Annotated in this window: 22 protein-coding genes and 1 pseudogene; 16 read left to right on the forward strand and 7 right to left on the reverse strand. The window is 71.7% G+C overall.

Annotated elements, in window-relative coordinates; genetic code table 11:
• Positions 1-37 precede the first annotated feature (37 nt).
• Positions 38-1,222: an acyl-CoA dehydrogenase family protein gene (locus OJ997_RS10895; protein ID WP_270025116.1), complete on the reverse strand. Its 1,185-nt coding sequence runs from the start codon at positions 1,220-1,222 to the stop codon at positions 38-40.
• 38 nt (positions 1,223-1,260) lie between these two features.
• Here OJ997_RS10895 and OJ997_RS10900 point away from each other — a divergent pair, with 38 nt between their 5' ends.
• Genes OJ997_RS10900 through OJ997_RS10930 form a run of 7 tightly spaced genes read left to right on the forward strand, consistent with a single transcriptional unit; the run spans position 1,261 to position 8,070 of the window.
• On the forward strand, positions 1,261-2,043 hold the full coding sequence (locus OJ997_RS10900; protein WP_270025117.1) for an enoyl-CoA hydratase/isomerase family protein: 783 nt from the start codon (positions 1,261-1,263) through the stop codon (positions 2,041-2,043).
• The gene (locus tag OJ997_RS10905) at positions 2,028-2,801 is read left to right on the forward strand and encodes an arginase family protein (protein ID WP_270025118.1); all 774 of its coding nucleotides are present in this window, start codon (positions 2,028-2,030) and stop codon (positions 2,799-2,801) included. The genes OJ997_RS10900 and OJ997_RS10905 overlap by 16 nt, the downstream gene beginning before the upstream one ends.
• A complete protein-coding gene (locus OJ997_RS10910) occupies positions 2,798-3,751 on the forward strand; it encodes a sensor domain-containing diguanylate cyclase (RefSeq protein WP_270025119.1) in 954 nt (317 codons plus the stop codon). Before OJ997_RS10905 ends, OJ997_RS10910 begins: the two co-directional genes overlap by 4 nt.
• Positions 3,729-5,246, forward strand: coding sequence for an acyl-CoA carboxylase subunit beta (locus tag OJ997_RS10915; protein ID WP_270025120.1), 1,518 nt, complete (start codon positions 3,729-3,731; stop codon positions 5,244-5,246). Before OJ997_RS10910 ends, OJ997_RS10915 begins: the two co-directional genes overlap by 23 nt.
• 46 nt (positions 5,247-5,292) lie before the next feature.
• Positions 5,293-6,432: a diguanylate cyclase domain-containing protein gene (locus OJ997_RS10920; RefSeq protein ID WP_270025121.1), complete on the forward strand. Its 1,140-nt coding sequence runs from the start codon at positions 5,293-5,295 to the stop codon at positions 6,430-6,432.
• Between the two features lie 10 nt (positions 6,433-6,442).
• On the forward strand, positions 6,443-7,300 hold the full coding sequence (locus OJ997_RS10925; RefSeq protein ID WP_270025122.1) for a beta-keto acid cleavage family enzyme: 858 nt from the start codon (positions 6,443-6,445) through the stop codon (positions 7,298-7,300).
• The gene (locus tag OJ997_RS10930) at positions 7,297-8,070 is read left to right on the forward strand and encodes a thioesterase family protein (RefSeq protein ID WP_270025123.1); all 774 of its coding nucleotides are present in this window, start codon (positions 7,297-7,299) and stop codon (positions 8,068-8,070) included. The genes OJ997_RS10925 and OJ997_RS10930 overlap by 4 nt, the downstream gene beginning before the upstream one ends.
• On the opposite strand, the gene OJ997_RS10935 is transcribed toward OJ997_RS10930, so the two are convergent.
• The 4 genes and pseudogenes from OJ997_RS10935 to OJ997_RS10950 form a co-directional block, all read right to left on the reverse strand.
• Positions 8,009-9,304: a cytochrome P450 gene (locus tag OJ997_RS10935; protein WP_270025124.1), complete on the reverse strand. Its 1,296-nt coding sequence runs from the start codon at positions 9,302-9,304 to the stop codon at positions 8,009-8,011. The genes OJ997_RS10930 and OJ997_RS10935 overlap by 62 nt on opposite strands.
• On the reverse strand, positions 9,301-9,801 hold the full coding sequence (locus OJ997_RS10940) for an adenine nucleotide alpha hydrolase family protein (protein WP_270025125.1): 501 nt from the start codon (positions 9,799-9,801) through the stop codon (positions 9,301-9,303). The genes OJ997_RS10935 and OJ997_RS10940 overlap by 4 nt, the downstream gene beginning before the upstream one ends.
• Positions 9,786-10,994 (reverse strand): annotated as a pseudogene (locus tag OJ997_RS10945) (SLC13 family permease); the annotation flags it as partial. The pseudogene OJ997_RS10945 and the gene OJ997_RS10940, both read right to left, overlap by 16 nt.
• Positions 10,995-11,004: 10 nt before the next feature.
• On the reverse strand, positions 11,005-11,643 hold the full coding sequence (locus OJ997_RS10950; protein WP_270025126.1) for a DUF2804 family protein: 639 nt from the start codon (positions 11,641-11,643) through the stop codon (positions 11,005-11,007).
• 70 nt (positions 11,644-11,713) lie between these two features.
• Between OJ997_RS10950 and OJ997_RS10955 the strand changes: the two genes are divergently transcribed.
• From OJ997_RS10955 to OJ997_RS10980, 6 genes are read left to right on the forward strand one after another with little or no spacing between them, the layout of a single operon-like run.
• Positions 11,714-12,538: a carbon-nitrogen hydrolase family protein gene (locus OJ997_RS10955; RefSeq protein ID WP_270025127.1), complete on the forward strand. Its 825-nt coding sequence runs from the start codon at positions 11,714-11,716 to the stop codon at positions 12,536-12,538.
• On the forward strand, positions 12,535-13,131 hold the full coding sequence (locus OJ997_RS10960; protein WP_270025128.1) for a TetR/AcrR family transcriptional regulator: 597 nt from the start codon (positions 12,535-12,537) through the stop codon (positions 13,129-13,131). Before OJ997_RS10955 ends, OJ997_RS10960 begins: the two co-directional genes overlap by 4 nt.
• A gap of 11 nt (positions 13,132-13,142) precedes the next feature.
• A complete protein-coding gene (locus tag OJ997_RS10965) occupies positions 13,143-13,277 on the forward strand; it encodes a hypothetical protein (RefSeq protein ID WP_270025129.1) in 135 nt (44 codons plus the stop codon).
• Complete coding sequence (locus OJ997_RS10970) at positions 13,274-13,909, forward strand: hypothetical protein (RefSeq protein WP_270025130.1); 636 nt, start codon at positions 13,274-13,276, stop codon at positions 13,907-13,909. The genes OJ997_RS10965 and OJ997_RS10970 overlap by 4 nt, the downstream gene beginning before the upstream one ends.
• Entirely contained in the window at positions 13,909-14,367 is a 459-nt protein-coding gene (locus OJ997_RS10975) for a phage holin family protein (RefSeq protein WP_270025131.1), read from the forward strand. The genes OJ997_RS10970 and OJ997_RS10975 overlap by 1 nt, the downstream gene beginning before the upstream one ends.
• Positions 14,364-14,609 (forward strand): DUF3618 domain-containing protein, encoded by a 246-nt coding sequence (locus OJ997_RS10980; RefSeq protein ID WP_270025132.1) that lies wholly within the window; start codon positions 14,364-14,366, stop codon positions 14,607-14,609. Before OJ997_RS10975 ends, OJ997_RS10980 begins: the two co-directional genes overlap by 4 nt.
• A 4-nt stretch (positions 14,610-14,613) precedes the next feature.
• On the opposite strand, the gene OJ997_RS10985 is transcribed toward OJ997_RS10980, so the two are convergent.
• Both OJ997_RS10985 and OJ997_RS10990 read right to left on the reverse strand, forming a co-directional pair.
• Positions 14,614-15,774, reverse strand: coding sequence for an AI-2E family transporter (locus tag OJ997_RS10985; protein ID WP_270025133.1), 1,161 nt, complete (start codon positions 15,772-15,774; stop codon positions 14,614-14,616).
• Positions 15,775-15,813: 39 nt separating this feature from the next.
• Positions 15,814-16,686 (reverse strand): DegV family protein, encoded by an 873-nt coding sequence (locus OJ997_RS10990; protein WP_270025134.1) that lies wholly within the window; start codon positions 16,684-16,686, stop codon positions 15,814-15,816.
• 118 nt (positions 16,687-16,804) lie between these two features.
• On the opposite strand from OJ997_RS10990, the gene OJ997_RS10995 reads away from it, so the two are divergent.
• From OJ997_RS10995 to OJ997_RS11005, 3 genes are read left to right on the forward strand one after another with little or no spacing between them, the layout of a single operon-like run.
• Complete coding sequence (locus OJ997_RS10995; protein WP_270025135.1) at positions 16,805-17,170, forward strand: YciI family protein; 366 nt, start codon at positions 16,805-16,807, stop codon at positions 17,168-17,170.
• The gene (locus OJ997_RS11000) at positions 17,167-18,384 is read left to right on the forward strand and encodes an RNA polymerase sigma factor (RefSeq protein WP_372517889.1); all 1,218 of its coding nucleotides are present in this window, start codon (positions 17,167-17,169) and stop codon (positions 18,382-18,384) included. Before OJ997_RS10995 ends, OJ997_RS11000 begins: the two co-directional genes overlap by 4 nt.
• Positions 18,385-18,780, forward strand: a complete 396-nt coding sequence (locus OJ997_RS11005; RefSeq protein WP_270025136.1) for a hypothetical protein — start codon at positions 18,385-18,387, stop codon at positions 18,778-18,780.
• Positions 18,781-18,819 lie beyond the last annotated feature (39 nt).

Below are 18,819 nucleotides of genomic sequence, written 5' to 3' on the forward strand. Positions count from 1 at the left end.
AGCTCCGCGCGGCGGTCATCGCCCGAACGACCAGGTCTCAGAGCCCGTATGAGCGCCCGATGACATCGAGCATGATCTCGTCCGTGCCGGCGCCGATCCGGTTGAGCCGCAGGTCCCGCCAGGCGCGCTCGATCTGGTACTCCCGCATGTAGCCCGCGCCGCCGAAGATCTGCAGGCACTCGTCGGCGACCTCGTTGCACATCTGCGCGGAGTCCAGCTTGGCCATCGAGATCTCGCGCACGGGGTACTCGCCGTTCGCGAAGCGCCACGCCGTCGAGTAGACGAGCTGGCGGGAGCGCTCGATCTTGGTCGCCATCGCCGCGAACTTGTGGCGGATGACCTGGAAGTGGCCGATCTCGCGGCCGAACGCCTTGCGCTCCATCGCGTAGGCGAGCGTGCGGTCGAAGGCGCGCTGGGCGCCGGCGACGCAGCCCGCGGCGCCGATCAGCCGCTCGCCCTGGAGCTCCCACATGATGTGGTAGAAGCCCTTGCCGACCTGGCCGAGCACGGCGGTGTCGGGCACGCGCACGTCGTTGAAGGCGAGCAGCGCAGTGTCGCTCGCGTGCATCCCCAGCTTTTCGAGCTTCTTCTCGCGGATGACCCCGGGCGCGTCCATGTCGACGATGAACAGCGTGAAGCCGTCGTAGCCGGCGTCCACGTCCGTCTTGGTCACGAGCACGATGAAGTCCGCGCGCGACCCGTTCGTGATGTAGGTCTTGGAGCCGTTGATGACCCACTCGTCGCCATCGCGCACGGCGCGCGTGCGGATGCCCTTGACGTCGCTGCCCGCGTCGGGCTCGGTGATGCCCAGGCAGGCGATCTTCTCGCCGCGGATCGCCGGCGCCAGGTAGCTCTGCTTCTGCGCCTCGCTGCCGAACTGCAGGATCGGCGGCGTGGCCATGTCCGTGTGCACCGCGATCCCCATCGCGAGCCCGCCGGAGCCCGAGTGCGAGAGCTCCTCGGCCAGCACGAGGTTGCAGAAGTAGTCCCCGCCCTGACCGCCGTAGGCCTCTGGCATCGAGAGCCCGAGGAAGCCCAGCTCCCCCATACGGGGGAACACGGAATCCGGGAACGTCGTCTCCTCCCACTCCTCGGCGTGGGGCGCCAGCTCCTTCACGACGTAGCTGTGGATGGACTCGCGGAGCGCCTCGTGCTCCTCGGTGAAGATGAAGTGACGCCGCGGCGCGGCGTGGTCGGGCTTCTGGACTTCGGTCGCGGCCATAGCGGCACGATACGCGCTGCGGATAGGCTCGACTGCCGATGGGTTTCACCACTCTGCGATACGGCGTCCGGGATCACGTCGCGACCATCGCCATGGATCGTCCCGAGGCGCGCAACGCGCTCTCGGACGAGCTGCTCGACGACCTGCTGGGCGCGTTCGCGAACGCCCGCTCCGACGACGACGTGCGCGTGGTCGTGCTCACCTCCACGCACGAGAAGGTCTTCTCCGCGGGCGGCGACCTCAAGGGCTTCACGGCCGAGGATCCGCTCGTGCACAAGCACTTCGCGAGCGAGCGCTTCGTCGCGCTCTTCCAGGCGATCGGCGGGCTCGGCAAGCCGACGCTGTGCGCCGCGAACGGCCACGTGCTCGCCGGCGCGCTCGGCGTCGCGCTCGCCTGCGACCTGATCATCGCCAAGGAGTCCACGCGCTTCGGGACGCCCGAGATCAACGTCGGGGTGTTCCCGTTCATGATCATGGCGCTGATCTACCGCAACGTCGGGCGCAAGAAGACGAACGAGCTGCTGCTGCTCGGCGAGCAGATCTCCGCCGCCGAAGCCGAGCGGATCGGCATCGTCAACCGGGTCGTGCCGGACGCGGAGTTCGACGCGGCGGTCGCCGACTGGGCGGGCAAGCTCGCGGCCAAGTCGCCGCTGCTGATGCGCATGGGCAAGGCCGCGATGTACCGCCAGCAGGACATGGCGTTCGCCGACGCGCTCGAGTACCTGCACGCGCAGCTCTCGCTCGCCTTCTCGACCGACGACATCAAGGAGGGCGTGACCGCCTTCATGGAGAAGCGGGAGCCGGTGTGGACCGGCCGCTGAGCGTCACCGCCCTCCGCTGCCGGACCTCGGACCGGACGCCCGGCGGCTCCCGCGGGGCCGAGGCCCTGGCGCTCGCGCTCGATCCCGACGCGCGCCTCGTGGGGTCATACGGCAAACCTCGCATTGCCAACTGGGACGCGGACCTGAGAGATTCGCACGGCTGCTTGCTCGAGGCTGGAGGGCAGGTGGACGACATGCTCGCCGATGGCCGCTTCCCCGTGCTCACCTCATCCGACTGCTCGATCTGCATGACGACCTTCCAGGCCGTCACCCGCCACGAGCCGGATGCGCGCGTGCTGTGGCTGGACGCGCACGGCGACTACAACACGCCGGACACGACCCCGTCGGGCTTCCTCGGCGGCATGTGCCTGTCCGCGGCGTGCGGCGTGTGGGACGCGGGCTTCGAGAAGTCGATCGACCCCGCGCGCGTGCTCATGTGTGGCGTGCGTGACCTCGACGCGGGCGAGCGCGTGCTCGTCGACACGACCGGCGTCAAGAACCTGCGGCCGTCGGACGTCGCGAGCCGGCTCGCGGGCCAGAAGGTCTACGTGCACCTGGACCTCGACGTGCTGGACCCGGACATCCTGCCTTCGCAGTTCGCGGTGCCGGGTGGGCTGTCGGACACGGGCCTGCGGACGCTGCTCGGCCAGGTCGCCGAGCAGTGCGAGATCGTGGGCCTCGAGGTGACCGCGTTCGAGTACCCGGAGCCCGCGAACGTGGAGCTCGTCGAGTCGATCGTGCGGGTGGTCCTGCCATGACCGGCGTCGGCGATCCGCGCCGCCTCGCGGCCCTGGCCGAGACCGGCCTGCTCGAGAACAACTCCGAGGCCGCGTTCGACCGCGTCACGCGGCTCGTCGCCGAGGTCCTGCACGTCCCCGTCGCGCTGTTCACGCTGATCACCGAGGATCGCCAGGTGTTCAAGAGCTCGGTCGGGCTCGGGCACGTGCGCGAGACGCCGCTCTCGCACTCGTTCTGCAAGTACGTCGTGGAGTCCGGCGGCCCGCTCGAGGTCGTCGACGCGCGTGAGCATCCGAAGGTGCGCGACAACCCGGCGATCGAGGACTTCGGCGTCGTCTCCTACCTCGGCATCCCGCTCACGACCTCCCACGGCGAGCGCCTCGGCGCGCTGTGCGCCGTCGACCACGAGCCGCGCCAGTGGACGGGCCGCGACCAGGGTGTGCTGGAGGACCTCGCGGGCGCGGCGATGGCCGAGGTGGAGCTGAGGCGTGCGAACCGCGCGGTGGCGGCGGCCGCGGCCGAGCTGCACTTCGCGGCGACGCACGACACGCTCACCCGCCTCGGCAACCGCCGCGCGCTGCTCGACGACCTCGGGCAGCTGCTCGAGGACGGGCACCCCGCGACGTTCGCGCTCTTCGACCTGCACGGCATGCGCGGCTACAACGACGCGCACGGGCACGTCGCCGGCGACGCGCTGCTGGCGCGGCTCGGCGCCCGTCTGGAGAGCATCCTCGTCGGCCACGGCCACGTGTACCGGCTCGGCGGCGTGCAGCTGTGCGCGCTGCTGGACGAGGGCACGGCCGAGGTCGTCGCCGCGGCCTGCACCGGGGTGCGCGATCGCGCCAGCGGCGTGCGCTGTCGCGGCGTCACCGTGGACCTGCCGAGGGAAGGCGGCTCCGTCGCCGCCGTGCTGCGCCTCGCCGACGCGCGGCTGGCAGGCTACGGATATGTTGCGACCGCTGGCCGCTGAGCTCGAGGAACGACGTGCCGCCGCCCGATTGGGCGGTGGAGAAGCGAAGATCGCCCGCCAGCACGAAGCGGGCAAGCTGACCGCACGCGAGCGGATCGCGCTGCTCACCGAAGACTTCACGGAGCTGGGCATCCACGCCCGCCCGCACTTCTCCCAGCGCGCGATGGACGGCAAGGACGCGCCCGCCGACGGTGTGATCACGGGCTGGGGCCACGTGGACGGGCGGCCCGTCGCGATCGTCGCCTACGACTTCACGGTCATGGCCGGGGCGATGGGGATGACGGGCGAGATCAAGGTCGCGCGGGTGCGCGAGCTGGCGCTCAGCAAGCGGATCCCGATCGTGTGGCTGCTGGACTCCGCCGGCGCGCGGATCCAGGAGGCGGTCGGCGCGCAGTTCGCGCAGACGGGCGCACTGTTTCGCGAGCAGTCGGTGATGAGCGGCGTGGTCCCGCAGGTCGCCGCGGTGATGGGGCCGTGCGCGGCGGGCACGGCGTACATCCCGGGGCTCGCCGACTTCGTGCCGATGGTCAGCGGGCGCGGGTCGATGGCGCTCGCCGGGCCGCACCTGGTGCGCGCCGCGATCGGCGAGGACGTCACGCCGGAGGAGCTCGGCGGGGCGCGCGTGCACTGCCGCAAGTCGGGCGTCGGGGACCTCGAGGTGGCCGACGACGAGGAGTGCATCGCGCGCATCAAGGAGTACCTGTCGTACTTCCCTGCGCACTGCGAGCAGGCGCCGCCGCGGCTCCCGGTGTCCGACCCGGTGGACCGCATGGAGGACGCGCTGCTGGACGTCCTCCCGGAGTCCAATCGTAAGCCCTATGACATGTACGACGTGATCAAGCTGATCGTCGACGACGGCTCGTGGCTGGACCTGAAGCCCAAGTGGGCGAAGACGATCATCACGGCGTTCGCGCGGATGGGCGGGATGCCGGTCGGGATCGTCGCGTCCCAGCCGCGCCAACTCGGCGGCATCCTCGACAACGACTCCGCCGACAAGGCCGCGCGCTTCGTCCAGCTGTGCGACGCGTTCGGGATCCCGCTGGTGTTCCTCGTCGACGTGCCCGGCTTCATGGTCGGCACGAAGGTCGAGCAGGCCGGGATCATCCGCCACGGCGCGAAGATGCTGCACGCGGTGGCGTCCGCCACGGTGCCCAAGATCACGGTCGTGCTGCGCAAGGCCTACGGCGCCGGCTACTACGTGATGAACGGTCGCGCCTACGAGCCCGACCTCATCGTCGCCTGGCCGTCGGCGGAGATCTCCGTGATGGGCGCGGAGGGCGCCGCCGAGATCCTGTTCCGCGACGCGCCGAACAAGGCCGACATGGTCGACGCCTACCGCAAGATGATCGACGTCTACATCGCGGCGAGCAACGGCATGATCGACGACGTCATCGATCCGCGCGAGACGCGTCCCACGATCATCAAGGCGCTGCGACTCGCAGAAGGCAAGAAATTGGAGCGTCCTTACCGCAAGCGGGGTGTGATCCCCGTTTGAGTGGGTAAACGACTTGCGCGTGACCGATCGCCATGTGCTTGATCAAGTGCCGGTCGCACTCCAGCTGTGGGAGCTCAGCCGGGGCATCCTGACCCGCTCCTGGGCGAGCGAGGAGGCGCGCCGGCGGATCGACCTCCCGTGCGAGGCTGATGCGCTCGCTGCGGCGTGCCAGGCGCAGGAGCCGATGGTGCTCGAGTGGCCCGGCGACCGCGAGCGCTGGTGGCGGGTGCAGATCATCCCGCTCGGCGGCACGTCGGTGCTCGCGGCGCTGGAGGACATCACCGCACGCCGCGCGCACCTGCGCTCGCTGCGGGCGTCCGAGCAGCTGAACGGCGAGATCCTCTCGCGCCTGCAGGAGGGCGTCGTCGTGATCGACATGGAGGCCTGCGTGGTGGTCGTCAACGACGCCGCCGCGGCGCTGTTCGGCGTGACCGTCGAGGAGCTGGCGGACCGGCCGCTGGACGGCGTGCCCGTCGACCTGCTCGACGAGCGCGGGCACCTGCTGACCGACGAGCAGCTGCCGCTCACCCGCGCGCTGCGCGGCGAGGAGGTCTCCGACCAGGTCGTGCGCTTCGTGCGTCGCGACGGCTCGCTGCTGTGGGTCGAGATCCACGCGAACCCGCTGCGTGACGAGCACGGGGAGCAGTACGGTGCGGTCGCCTCCTACGACGACGTCACCGAGCGGGTGGAGCAGAACCGGCGCACGCGCCACGAGGCCGACCACGACGCGCTGACCGGGCTCGCGAACCGGCGGGCGCTCGAGCGGACGCTGGAGGCCGCGCTGGGGCGGGCGGGTGCGCGCTCCCGTGCGGTCGGCGTGGTCATGCTCGACCTGGACGGCTTCAAGGCCATCAACGACACCCGCGGGCACGCGGCGGGCGATCTCGCGTTGCGCGAGGTGGCGGCGCGGCTGCGGCGCTGCGTGCGCGAGCGCGACCTGGTCGCCCGGCTCGGCGGCGACGAGTTCGTGGTCGTGCTCACGGACCTCGAGCGCGCCGGCGCGGTGGCCGAAGCCGTGGAGCGCGTGCGCGAGGCGCTCGTCCCGGCGTTCGAGGAGATGGAGCTGGGCGCGGCGATCGGCGTGGCGCTGTACCCGTCCGACGGCGGGACGGCCGAGGACCTGCTCGCGCACGCCGATCGGGCGATGTACGTGGACAAGGGCGCGCGCAACGGCTCGTTGCGATAAGCCTTCGCGCGTGGACGACCCCGTGATCCTGACGTGCGCCGTCTCCGGCGCGCTCGCCTCGCGCGACCAGTGCCCGGCGATCCCGTACACGCCTTTGGAATACGCGGCCGAGGCGCGGCGGATCGCCGACGAGGGCGGCGTGATGATCCACATCCACGCGCGCCGGCCCGACGGCACGCCGTCGCACGCGGTGGAGGACTTCGCGGCGATCACGGACGCGATCCGCGCGGAGGTCGGGCGCGGGCTGATCATCAACTACTCGACGGGCGCGCTGGGCGTGCCGCTCGAGACCAAGCAGGCGTATCTGCGCGAGCTGCGGCCCGAGGTCGGCGCGCTGAACATGGGCTCGATGAACTACGCCAAGTACTCGGCCCGTCGCAAGGACTTCGTGTTCAAGGCCGTGTTCGAGAACTCGTTCGACGACATCACTGCGCTGCTGGCGACGATGGTCGAAACCGGCATCCGGCCTGAGCACGAGTGCTTCGACTCCGGGCACGTGGCGTCCTTGGATCCCCTGCTCGACATGGGCGTGCTGACGCCGCCGCTGCAGGTGTCGTTCGTGATGGGCGTGACCGGCGGCATCCGGCCGACCGCCCGCAACGTCGCGCACATGGCCGAGCAGGTGCCGGACGTGCCGCACCAGTGGGGCGTGATCGGCATCTCCCGCGCCCAGTGGGGCCTGCTCGCCGCCGCGCTGTCGCTGGGCGGGAACATCCGCGTCGGGCTCGAGGACAACTTCTACCTGCCCGAGGGCGAGATGGCGCGGTCGAACGGGGACCTCGTGGCGCGCGGCGCGCGGATGGCGATCGACGCGGGACGCAAGCTGGCGACCGTCGACGAGGCGCGCGCGCTGCTGGGTCTGTCGTGAGCGCGTTCTACGTGCCGTTGGGCGAGGGCCGGTTCCGCGCGACCGAGCGGACGAGCGGGCCGTGGGACCCACAGCACCAGCACGCCGGGCCGCCGTCGGCCCTGCTGCTGCGCGCGTTCGAGCAGCTCGACGGCTCGGAGCTCGTGATCGCGCGGATGACGGTCGAGATCCTCGGGCCGGTCCCGATCGGCGAGCTGGAGGTGCGTGCCGAGGTCGAGCGGCCAGGACGGTCGGTCGAGCTGCTGGCGGGAACGCTGAGCGCGGACGGGCGCGACGTGCTGCGGGCACGGGCGTGGCGGGTACGGGCCTCGCCGGTGGGGATGCCCGAAGATAAAGCCCCAGGTCCTTTAACTTCGCTGCCCGACGCCGACGACGTGCCGCCCGCGGCGCTCGGCGAGGCGTTCGGGTACGCGCACGCCGTCGAGTGGCGGTGGGTGCGCGGCGGCTGGCTGGACCGCGGGCCGGCGACCGTGTGGACGCGGATGAAGCTCCCGCTCGTGGAGGGCGAGGAGCCGTCGCCGCGGCAGCGCGTGGTGGTCGTCGCCGACTCCGGCAACGGCGCGTCGAACGTGCTCGACTGGAGCCGCTACCTGTTCATCAACACCGAGCTGACCGTGCACTTCGCGCGCGAGCCGGTCGGCGAGTGGGTGCTGCTGGACGCCGCGACGCAGCTCGCGGAAGGTGGGGCGGGGCTCGCTTCGAGCGTGCTCAGCGACCGGTCGGGACCGGTTGCGCGCGGCGCGCAGGCGTTGTTCGTCGCGCCACGATGACGCGGCCGTCGGCCTGCGGCGCGAGGGTGATGCTGCGGTGCTTGGTGCCCTCCGAGCGTGGCGTCGCCGGTTGCAGGTCCACCACCGCGTCGGCGATCGCGCGCAGCACCCAGCGCATCTCGAACAGCGCGAAGGTCGCGCCGAGGCAGCGGCGCACGCCACCGCCGAACGGGATCCACGTGTAGGTCCCGGCGGGCTGCTCGAGGAACCGCTCGGGGCGGAACACGAGCGGGTCCGGGTAGGTGTCCTCGCGCGTGTGCACCAGATGGATCGACGGGACGACGGCGACGCCCGCGGGCAGTTCGTAGCCGCCGATCTCGTACGGCGCCTTGAGCATCCGGATCACGGCCGGGATGACCGGGCGCAGGCGCAGCGTCTCCTTGCACACGGCGTCCAGGTAGTCGTCCTCGCCCTCGCGCAGCCGCGCCCACGCGGCGGGATGGCGGGAGAGCCGCTCGAGCGCCCAGGCGAGCGCGGTCGCGGTCGTCTCGTGCCCGGCCGCGAGCAGCGTCACGAGCTCGTCGATCAGCGTCGCGTCGTCCATGTCGGTGCCGGACATCAGCAGCGAGAGGATGTCGTCCTTGTGGTCGAGCTCCGGGTCGGCGCGGCGGGCGGCGATCAGCTCCGCGAGCAGCCGGTCGACCTCGGCGCGCACGCGGCCGTACACGTAGTGGTTGGCGCGCTTGCCGCCGACCACGGCGAGCACGAGCGAGCTCGGACGGCCGACGAACTCGAGCAGCGTGTTGATCGCGTCGCGCAGGCGCTCGTCGCGCGTGCCGAAGATCGCGCGCATGATGATCTCGAGCGTCAACGCCTGCGTTCGCAGGCGGGTGGGGAGCGGCTCGCCCGTCGGCCAGCTCGCGACCTCCTCACGCGCGATCTCGCGGATCATGTCGCCGTAGGCCTGCATGCGCTCGCCGTGGAAGGGCGGCAGCATCAGCTTGCGCTGCTGCAGGTGCTCCTTGCCGTCGAGCAGCAGCACGCTGCGCGGGCCGAGCAGCGGCTTGAGGATCGCGTTGCCCTCCCCGGCGTGCAGGACGTTCGGGTCTCCGGTGAAGACCTGCTTGACGTGGTCTGGGTGGCCGAGCAGCACCCACGGCGCGTGCTGCTCGACGTGCAGCGTGATGACGTCGCCGTAGCGGGCGCGCAGCCGGCGCGAGTACGGGCCGGGGCGCGAGAGCCAGCCCATCGTCTGCAGGATGTGAGGACCTGACGGGCCGGGCGGGAGGCTCATAGCGGTTTCGGCTTTGGCTTCGGCTTGGGCTTGCTGTGCGGCGGTTTCGGCTTTGGCTTCGGCGGCTCGTCGCGGGGATCGGGCGCGCCTTCGGGCCAGGCGACGATCACGGTGCAGGGCGCGTGATCGATCACCCAACGCTGATCATGCCCGATCGAGTGCGGGCCGATGTGACGTCCGTCACGCGCGACCACCAGCACGTCGTGCTCCTGCGCCAGCGCGTAGACGATCGTCTCGGCGACGCCGGTCTCCGCGCGCTTGGTCGTCGCGTATCCGAGCCGCTCCTCCGCATCCTCGAGCAGCGCGAGCGCGGCCTCGCCGGCGAGCGCGTGCATCCGCTCCATCACCTCGTGGTGGCGATGCCCGCGGCCGGGCAGGTCGACCGTGTCGACGTGGACGAGCGTGACCTCGGTCGCGTGCAGTTGCGCGACCGCGTCGATCGCGGCCTCCCAGCCGCCTTCGGTGATCCAGGCGAGGACGTTCACACCGTCAGCCATAGGGCGACCGTAGCGCCGATCAGGATCGGGGGGACCGAGAGCGCGCCGAGGAGGTGGAACTCGCGGTGGCTGACCTCCTCGCCCTGCTCGCGCAGCACGCGGCGCCAGAGGAGCGTCGCGAGCGAGCCCGTGTACGTGAGGTTCGGCCCGGCGTTGACGCCGATCAGCACCGCGAGCACGATGTGCGGGCCCGCCGCGGCGGCCGCGGGCAGCAGCACGAGCAGGGCGGGGACGTTGTTGAGGACGTTCGCGAGTGCCGCAGCGAGGAACGTCGCGCCGAGCAGCGCGAGCAGCCCCGTGCCGTGCGGGAGGATGTCCTCGACGACGTCGGCGAGCCCGGCGTCGGCCAGGGCGCGGACGATCAGCCCGAGGCCGAGCACGAACGCGATCAGCGGCAGGTCGATCGCCTTCAGCCGCGGGACCATCGCCAGCGCGCCGAGCACGGCGGGGTACGCCGCGTCGATGCCCAGCGGGCCCGCGGCGACGAACCCCGCGAGCGTGAGCGCGAGGATGATCAGCGGCCGCTTCGGGAGCGGCGGCAGGTCGGTGCGGGGCGCGCGGCCGGGCGTCTCGAGCGCGTTCCGGAACACGCGGCGGAGCACGAGCCACTCGATCGCGACTGCGACCGCGGTCGGCAGCGCCATCTTCGCCGCGAAGCCCGCGAACGACAGCTCCGTCGCCTTGAACGCGAGCAGGTTCGTGAGGTTGGAGATGGGCAGCAGGAGGGAAGCGGAGTTGGCCAGGTGGGAGGTCGCGTAGACGTGCGGCCGGCCGGGCATGCGCGCCTTCGCGGCGGCGGCGAAGGCGGCGGGCGTGAGCAGCACCACGGTCGCGTCGAGCCCGAGCACGGCGGTCACCGCGACGGCGGCCGCGAACACGTACGCGAGCAGCCGCGGACCCGAGCCGCGCGCGCGGGCCGCCATCCGCGCGGCGAGCGCGTCGAACAGCCCGGCCCGCCGGCACCCGTCACCGAGCACGAGCAGCGCCGCGAGCACGACGAGCGTGGACGCGAGCGACTCGGCCTCGTCCAGCGCGTCGGCCGGCTCGAGCACGCCGATCACGAGCAGCAGTGCCGCGCCCGCCAGCGCGACCAGGGCCTCGGGCGCGCGCCGCGCGATCGCGGCGGCGATGGCGGCGACGAGCGCCGCCGCGGCGAAGATCACGCGCGCCCCGCGCGAACATAAAGCCCCAGGGGCTTTATGTTCACCACAGCGCCTCGTGGCGTTCCATCACGCCGTAGCCCTCGGCGAGCGTCTCGCCCGTCGGCAGGCGTCCCGTGAACGTGCCGAACGGCTGCTCGTAGTCGGAGGCGAGCACGAGGTAGTTCTCCTTCTTCGCCCGCGTGGCGGACGCGGTGAAGCGCAGGTCGGCGACGCCGTCGAGGCCGTCGAAGACGACCGCGCCGACCTCGTGCGGGACGCCGTCGAGCCAGACGGTGCGCTCGCTCGGCGACCCGTCGTGCAGGCCGTCGACGAGGTTCCAGACGACCGGCGTGCCGTCGACGGTGCGCCCCGCGCCCGCCGACCACATCCAGGACGTGCGCCGCGCGTGGCGGCCGTGGGACTCGTCGAGCAGGCCGGGCAGGTCGATGTCCTTCCCCAGCACGGTCCCGCGCACGCGGAGCGGCGTCTTGCGCGTGAACGCCGGGCCGGTCGTGACCTCGATCGGCTCGCCGTGGTCGACCTGCAGGTCGAACGGCGCACGCGTCCCCTCGTGCAGCGTCGTCCCGTCCCACACGGCCCACCAGGAGCGGCGGATCACGCCGACGCGGGCGTGCGCGACGCACAGCATCGTGTCGGGGCCGAACGCGCCGATCCAGCGCCAGGATTTCCGTAGCGGCATGCGGTTCACACGATATGCTCAGCCACCGGATTGACTCGTTAGTCAACCCGACGAAGGAGGACACTTCCCCGTGCGCGCCGCCGCCGTTCAGCTGCAGTCAACCCCTGACCGCGACCGCAACCTCGCCACCGCCGACCGCCTGACGCGGGCGGCCGCCAAGGCGGGCGCCGAGCTCGTGGTCCTGCCGGAGAAGTGGCCCGCGCTGGGCACGCCGGAGCAGACGATCGCCGCGGCCGAGCCGCTGGACGGTCCCGTCGCGCAGTGGGCGCGGAGCCTCGCGCGCGAGCTGTCGATCGACCTGGTCGCGGGTTCGTTCACCGAGCAGGGCGAGCCGCGGCACAGCAACACGTCGCTGCACGTCTCGCCGGACGGCGAGATTCGCGCGACCTACCGCAAGATCCACATGTTCGACGTGGAGGTCGGCGGGCGCGTCTACAAGGAGTCCGCCAACGAGGCGCCGGGCGAGGAGATCGTCGTCTCGGAGACGAGCGACGGCACCGGGCTCGGCCTCTCGATCTGTTACGACGTCCGCTTCCCGGAGCTCTACCGCATCCTCGCGGTCAAGGGCGCGGAGATCGTCGCCGTCCCGGCCGCGTTCACGTTCGCGACCACGCGCGACCACTGGGAGATCCTGCTGCGCGCCCGCGCGATCGAGGGGCAGGCGTTCGTCGTCGCCGCCAACCAGATCGGCGAGCACGCGCCCGGCATCCGCTCCGGAGGCCGGTCGATGGTCGTCGACCCGTGGGGCGTCGTCCTCGCGACCGCGCCGGACACGGAGACGTTCGTCGTCGCCGAGCTGGACCTCGAGCGCCAGGCCGAGATCCGCCGCACGCTGCCCTCGCTCGCCAACCGGCGCCCGGAGGCGTACGTGTGGCCGTCCGAGATCCCCGCGTGACGAAGGCGGCGCCCGTCGACAAGCGGCGGATCATCCTCGACGCCGCCGTCCGCGTGTTCGCGCGCGACGGGTTCCACAAGTGCCGCGTGTCGGACATCGCGGATGAGGCGGGCGTGGCCTACGGGCTCGTCTACCACTACTTCAAGTCCAAGGACCAGGTGCTCGACACGCTCTTCCTCGAGCGCTGGGAGGTCCTGCTCGAGGCGATCCGCCACACGGACGCGACGGACCTGCCCGCCGAGGAGAAGCTGCACGCGATCGCGGGCTTCATCATCGACTCCTACCGTCACGATCCCGACCTGATGAAGGTCATCATCGTCGAGGTCACGCGGGCCGCGAACTCGTTCGGCGCCGTCCACATCCGCAAGATCGACGAGGCCTACGCACTCATCCGGGGGGTGGTCGAGAAGGCGCAGCAACGCGGCGAATTCCGGTCCGAGATCCCGGCCGAGTTCGCGGTCATGTCCTTCTACGGCGCGATCGAGCAGGTGTTGACGGGATGGATCTTCGGGCTGCTCGACGAGGGTGAGGACGCGTACGACAGCGCCAAGGCCCACATCGTCCAGACCATCTGCGGTGGCCTGGCCGCATAGACTCCGCCGCTATGGACAACGATCTCGTCAAGCGCCTGGCCTGGTCTGGCCTGCTCGCCGGCGTCGGAGCACTGGCCTCGATCGCGACGACGCGTCTCGCCGCGGTGGTTTTCCGCCGCATCTTTGGGGAAGATCCGCCGGAGTGAGCACGAACGATCCCGACCGCACCCAGGAGTGGGACGCTCCGCCGGACCTCGTGCCGCCCGGCACGCCCGCCGAGGCGGGCAGCGCCGCCGCGGGCTCGACGGCCGCTGAAGCCACGGCCGCCGCGGCCGCACGCGAGGCGGAGGAGCAGGCCGAGCGCCAGAAGGCCGAAGCCCGTGGCGCCGAGCTGCGCGCCGAGCTGCGCGAAACCGACGCGCGCCGCGCCGAGGAGGAGACGGCCAAGGCGCATGAGCAGGCCGAGGCCGCTCGCCGCGAAGAGGAGAAGCAGACCCGCAAGGAGCGGCGCGCGCGCCAAGAGGCCGAGCGGGCCGAAGCCGAAGCGCGCCGTGCACGTGAGCAGGCCGGGGCCGCGGAGCGGCTGAAGGTCGAGTCCTCCACGCCCGCCAAGGAAGCGCCCGCGACCGTCTCGGGCGCCAACGTCATGAGCCCGGGCCTCGGCTCGGACACCGACCCGGCCGTCGCCGCGTCGGCGGCCGGCGGGGCGGCGTACCGTCCGCCCGTCGCCAAGGAGCCGGGCGAGCCCGGCCCGCTCGACCGTCCCGAGGTGCTCGCGGGCGCCGTGTTCGTGGGCGCCTTCCTGGCCGCTCGCATCTTCAAGAGGCTGGTCGACTAGTGCCCCCGGAACATCAGACATCAGAGCTCGCGAAGGCGATCCAAGAGGTCACCGAGAAGGGGCAGCTGCTGGTGCGCGAGGAGATCGCGCTGGCCAAGGCCGAGGTGACCGAGAAGGTCACCGGCCTGGTCAAGGGCATCGCCGTCGGCGCCGCCGCCGGCATCTTCGTGCTCGCGGGGCTCATCTACTTCCTGCACTTCCTCGCGCTGCTGATCGCGGACGTGCTCGGGTCCAACCCGTGGCTCGGCTACCTGATCCTGTCGGGCGCGCTGTTCCTGTTCGGCGGCATCGCGGGCTTCTTGGCCGCGCGCTTCTTCAAGAAGGGCACGCCGCCCACCCCGCAGATGGCGATCGAGGAGGCACAGCTCATCAAGGCCACGATTCAGTCGTCGCAGCCGGCCACGCCCCAGGGCGTCGTGGCGCCGACCACCCCCGGCAAGGTGGAGGCCAAGCGATGAGTGCTCAGCGCACGCCGGAGGAGATCCGGCGCTCGATCGAGGCCAACCGGGCCGAGCTCGGCCTCGCCGTGGAGAACCTCCGCGGCGAGATCGTCAAGGCCACGGACTGGCGCTCGCAGCTGAAGGCGCATAAGCGCGAGGTCATCATCGGCGCGGCCGTCGCGGGCTTCGTCGTCGGCGGCGGGATCGCCGCCATGACCGGTCTGCTGACCGGCCGCCGAAACTCGCGCCGGTACTACTAGGTCGCTACGCCGGCGCGGGCTTCGGGGGCGTGATGTCCCCGGGCGGAACCGCGCCGGCCGTCAGCTCGGCCCGGTGGCGTTCGTGCCGGTAGTCCCACCACTCGCGGATCGCGATCTGCACGGACGCGGCCACGGGGATCGCGACCAGCGCGCCCAGCACGCCGAGCAGCGTCGAGCCGAACAGCACGGCGACGAGCACGATGAACGGGTGCACGTTGACCGCGCGTTTCTGGATCTGCGGCTGGATCAGCGTGTTCTCGACCTGCTGGTAGATGATCGAGTAGATCGCCCACACGATCGTCGCCGTCGGGAAGTCCGCGAAGACCGTGACGACGCCGACGAGCACGGCGCCAATCGTCGCGCCGATAAGCGGCACGAGGTCGGCGAAGAAGATGATGATCGCGAGCGCCGCCGCGAACGGCACGTCGAGGATGATCAGCACGATGTACGCGCTCACCGCCGCGACCGTGGCCTGCGCGAGCACGCCGCCGACGTACGCGCCGACCGCCTTGCCCATGTGCCCGAGCGCCTTGCTCATGCGGGCCGAGCGCGCTGGGGGCTGCAGCTCGATCGCGCGTTCCACCCAGCCCCGTCCGCTGCCGAGCAGGAACGCCGTCAGCACGAGGATCGTGAACAGCGCGAAGAGCGAGTTGACGACGCCGAGGCCGATGTCGCCGAGCACGTTGGCCGCGTCACCGATGCGCGCGGGAAGCTTCTCCGCTTCCTCCTGCAGCTTCTCGGTGATGTTGTAGTCCTCTTCCAGGCTGCGCAGGCGCGAGTTGCCCTCGACGAACTCCTGTGCGTCCTGCGCGTACGTCGGCAGGTTCTGGATCAGGTTGTTGCCCTGGGTGACGAGCGGTGGGACGATGATGCTCGCGATCCCGATCGGGATCAGCAGCAGCGCGAGGTAGACGATCGTGATCGCGAACCCGCGTTTCATCCACTGGTCGAGCCAGTTGACGGGGCCGCTGAGCGCGACCGCCAGGAACACGGCGATCAGGACCCAGCTGATCGGCTTGCGCAGAAGGAACACGAGCCAGAGCGCGAGCGCGAAGAAGACGACGATGAAGAGCGTGCGGATGATGATCCGCGGCGAGAACGCGGGCTCGACGCGCACGGTCGGCGGCTCTTCGCGGCGTTTCGGAGGATCGAGGGGGACGCCCACCGCGCGGAGCTTTCAAGCCCGCGCGGCGAAGTCCTCCATTTACATCGGTCCGAGTAGCTCGGTCCGCAGGCCCGCGACGCCGAGGATGCCCGGGCCGGTGTGGGTGCCGATGACGGGGCCGATCTCGGAGATGAGCTCCGGGTCCCGCCCGTAGATCTCGCGGCCGCGCTCGGCGAGGCGCTGGGCCTGCTCGGACGCCTGGATGTGTTGGATGGCGAACGCGTCGCAGCCGTCCTCGCGGCGCTGCTCGAGGTGGGCGACGAGGCGCTCGAACGCGCGCCCGGCGGTGCGCACGCGCTCCACGGGCTTCATCTCGCCCTCGATCGTGAGGATGGGCTTGACCTTGAGCGTCGCGCCGATCCAGGCCGCGGCCGCGCCGATCCGCCCGCCGCGGCGCAGGTACTCGAGCGTGTCCACCATCACGAGGATCTGCAGGTCCTCGCGGAGCTTGCGGGCGGCCTCGACGGCACCCGCGAGGTCGGCGCCGCGCTCGATCGCGTTGGCGGCGGCGACGGACATGAAGCCGTGGCCGGCCGACCCGGTGCGCGAGTCCACCACGACCATCTGCTCGGCGGGCATGCCGCGCTCGATCAGCAGCTCGCGCGCCTGCTCGGCCGTGCGCACCGTGCCGGAGATCCCACCGCTCAGGTGGATCGACAGGACCTTGTCACCCTGCTCGACGAGCGGCTCGTAGACCTCCAGGAAGTCTCCCAGCGACGGCTGCGAGGTGGTGGGCAGCTCGCCCGCGCCCTTCAGGTAGTCGTAGTAGCCGTCGTAGTCCGGCAGGTCGATCTCGCGATCGGTCTTCCCGTCCCAGTTGACGTAGAGCGAGACACGGTGGATCCCGTGACGCTCGATCACCTCGGTGGGGAGGTACTGCGTGGTGTCGGTTACGACCGCGATCCTGGACATCGCACGCAAACCCTATCCGGTGCCACGGGCGGATGAGCGCCTACGCGCCACGAATGTCGATTACCGTCCCGCTGGACGTCGAAGGGTCGACCCACGACGCCCGAGGAGGGTGCAGACCATGAAGTTCCTGGCGATGCTGTATGCCGACGAGGCCCGGTGGACCAACGCCACCGAGGCCGACATGGCCGCCACGATGGAGGCGCACAACGCGTTCGGCGCGGCGGCCGGGCAGGCCGGCGTGCTGGTCGGCGGCGAGGCGCTCGAGCTGACCACCTCCGCGACGACGGTGCGCGTGCGCGACGGCGAGCGCATGCTCACCGACGGGCCGTACGCGGAGACCAAGGAGGCGATCGGCGGCTACTACGTGCTCGAGTGCAAGGACCTCGATGAGGCGCTGCACTGGGCGGCGCAGATCCCGGAGGCCCAGCACGGCTCGGTCGAGGTGCGGCCGATCATGAGCTTCGAAGGCGCGGACGGGGCCTGACCGGCGGGCCACAGGTCGCCGTCGTCGACCGCCTGTTCCGGCGCCAGTCCGGGCAGGCGGTCGCGGTGCTCGCGCGCGTGTTCGGGGACCTCGACCGTGCCGAGGAGGCCGTGCAGGACGCGTTCCTCGTCGCCTTGGAGCGCTGGCCGCGGGACGGGCTGCCGGACAACCCGGCGGCGTGGATCGTCACGACGGCGCGCAACCGCGCGCTCGACCGGCTGCGCTCCGAGAAGCGCTGGATCGGGCGGCGCGGGGCGCTCGAGGCGGAGCTGCGGACGGTCGGCGAGCCGGCGGCCGAGGAGGACGACCCCGTGAGCCCGATCGTCGACGACCGGCTGCGGCTGATCTTCACCGTCTGCCATCCCGCGCTGGCGCCGGAGGCCCGCGTGGCGCTCACCCTGCGCGCGCTCGGCGGGCTCACGACGGCCGAGGTCGCGCGCTCGTTCCTCGTCGCCGAGCCGGCGATGGCGCAGCGCATCACGCGGGCCAAGCAGAAGATCGCGGGCGCGGGCATCAAGTACGAGGTCCCGCGCGACGCCGACCTTCCCGAGCGCCTGCGCAGCGTGCTCACGACGCTCTACCTGATCTTCAACGCGGGCTACGGCCCGCCCGTGCGCGCGGCGCTGTGCGCGGAGGCGATCCGGCTCGCCCGGCTGCTCGCGGCGCTGATGCCCGACGAGAGCGAGGCGACCGGGCTGCTGGCGCTGATGCTGCTCCAGGACTCGCGGCGGGAGGCGCGCGTGGACGCGGACGGCGCGTTGATCCTGCTCGCCGACCAGGACCGCTCGCGCTGGGACCGCGAGCAGATCGCGGAGGGCGAGCGGCTGGTCGCGCGTGGGTGGGCGCTCGGGCGGCTGGGCGTCTACCTCATCCAGGCGGCGATCGCCGTCGAGCACGCGCGCGGCTCGGACTGGGCGCGGATCGCGGCCCTGTACGACGAGCTGTGGGCGGTCTCCCCGACACCGGTCGTGGCCCTCAACCGCGCGGTGGCGATCGCCGAGCGCGACGGGCCGGAGGCCGGGCTCGCCGCGATGGACGCCATCCGCGACCTCGACGGCTACCACCTCTTCCACGCCGCGCGGGCCGACCTGCTGCGCCGGCTGGAGCGCCTCGACGAGGCCGAGGCGGCCTACGGCGCTGCGCTCGCGCTCACCGAGAGCCCGGTGGAACGCGACTTCCTCACCACTCGGCTCGCCGCGTTACGCTCGCCCTAGATGCGCGTCCGCTGGATGCTCGCGGTGCTGGGCCTGGCGCTCGCCATCGGCGGGTTGAACGCGGCGCGGGAGGACGGGAGCGACGCGTACGGCTTCGGGCTCATCGTCGCGGCGTTCGCGTTCGTGGTGGCCGTCGTGATCGCGGCCGTGCTGTGCGGGCTCGTCGCGCTCGTGCTGGGTGAACGGCCGCCCGCGCCCGTGGTCGGTGCGGTGCTCGTGGCCGCCGGCGTGCTCGTGTTCCCCGTGTACCGCTACTACGCCCGGGAGCGCGACCCGGCGGTGCTGGACGGCGGCGGCCGCTGCGGCGGCATCGTCCCGCTCGCCGAGGCGCTGATCGTCGACGGCACCGAGGCGCAGTACGCGCCCGTGATCGTGCACTTCGGATGTGACGACTGAGTGCAGATTCGGTGCAGAAGGTCGGGTCGCACTGAGAAT

This window comes from Solirubrobacter phytolaccae, assembly GCF_027587195.1.
GTDB lineage: Bacteria > Actinomycetota > Thermoleophilia > Solirubrobacterales > Solirubrobacteraceae > Solirubrobacter > Solirubrobacter phytolaccae.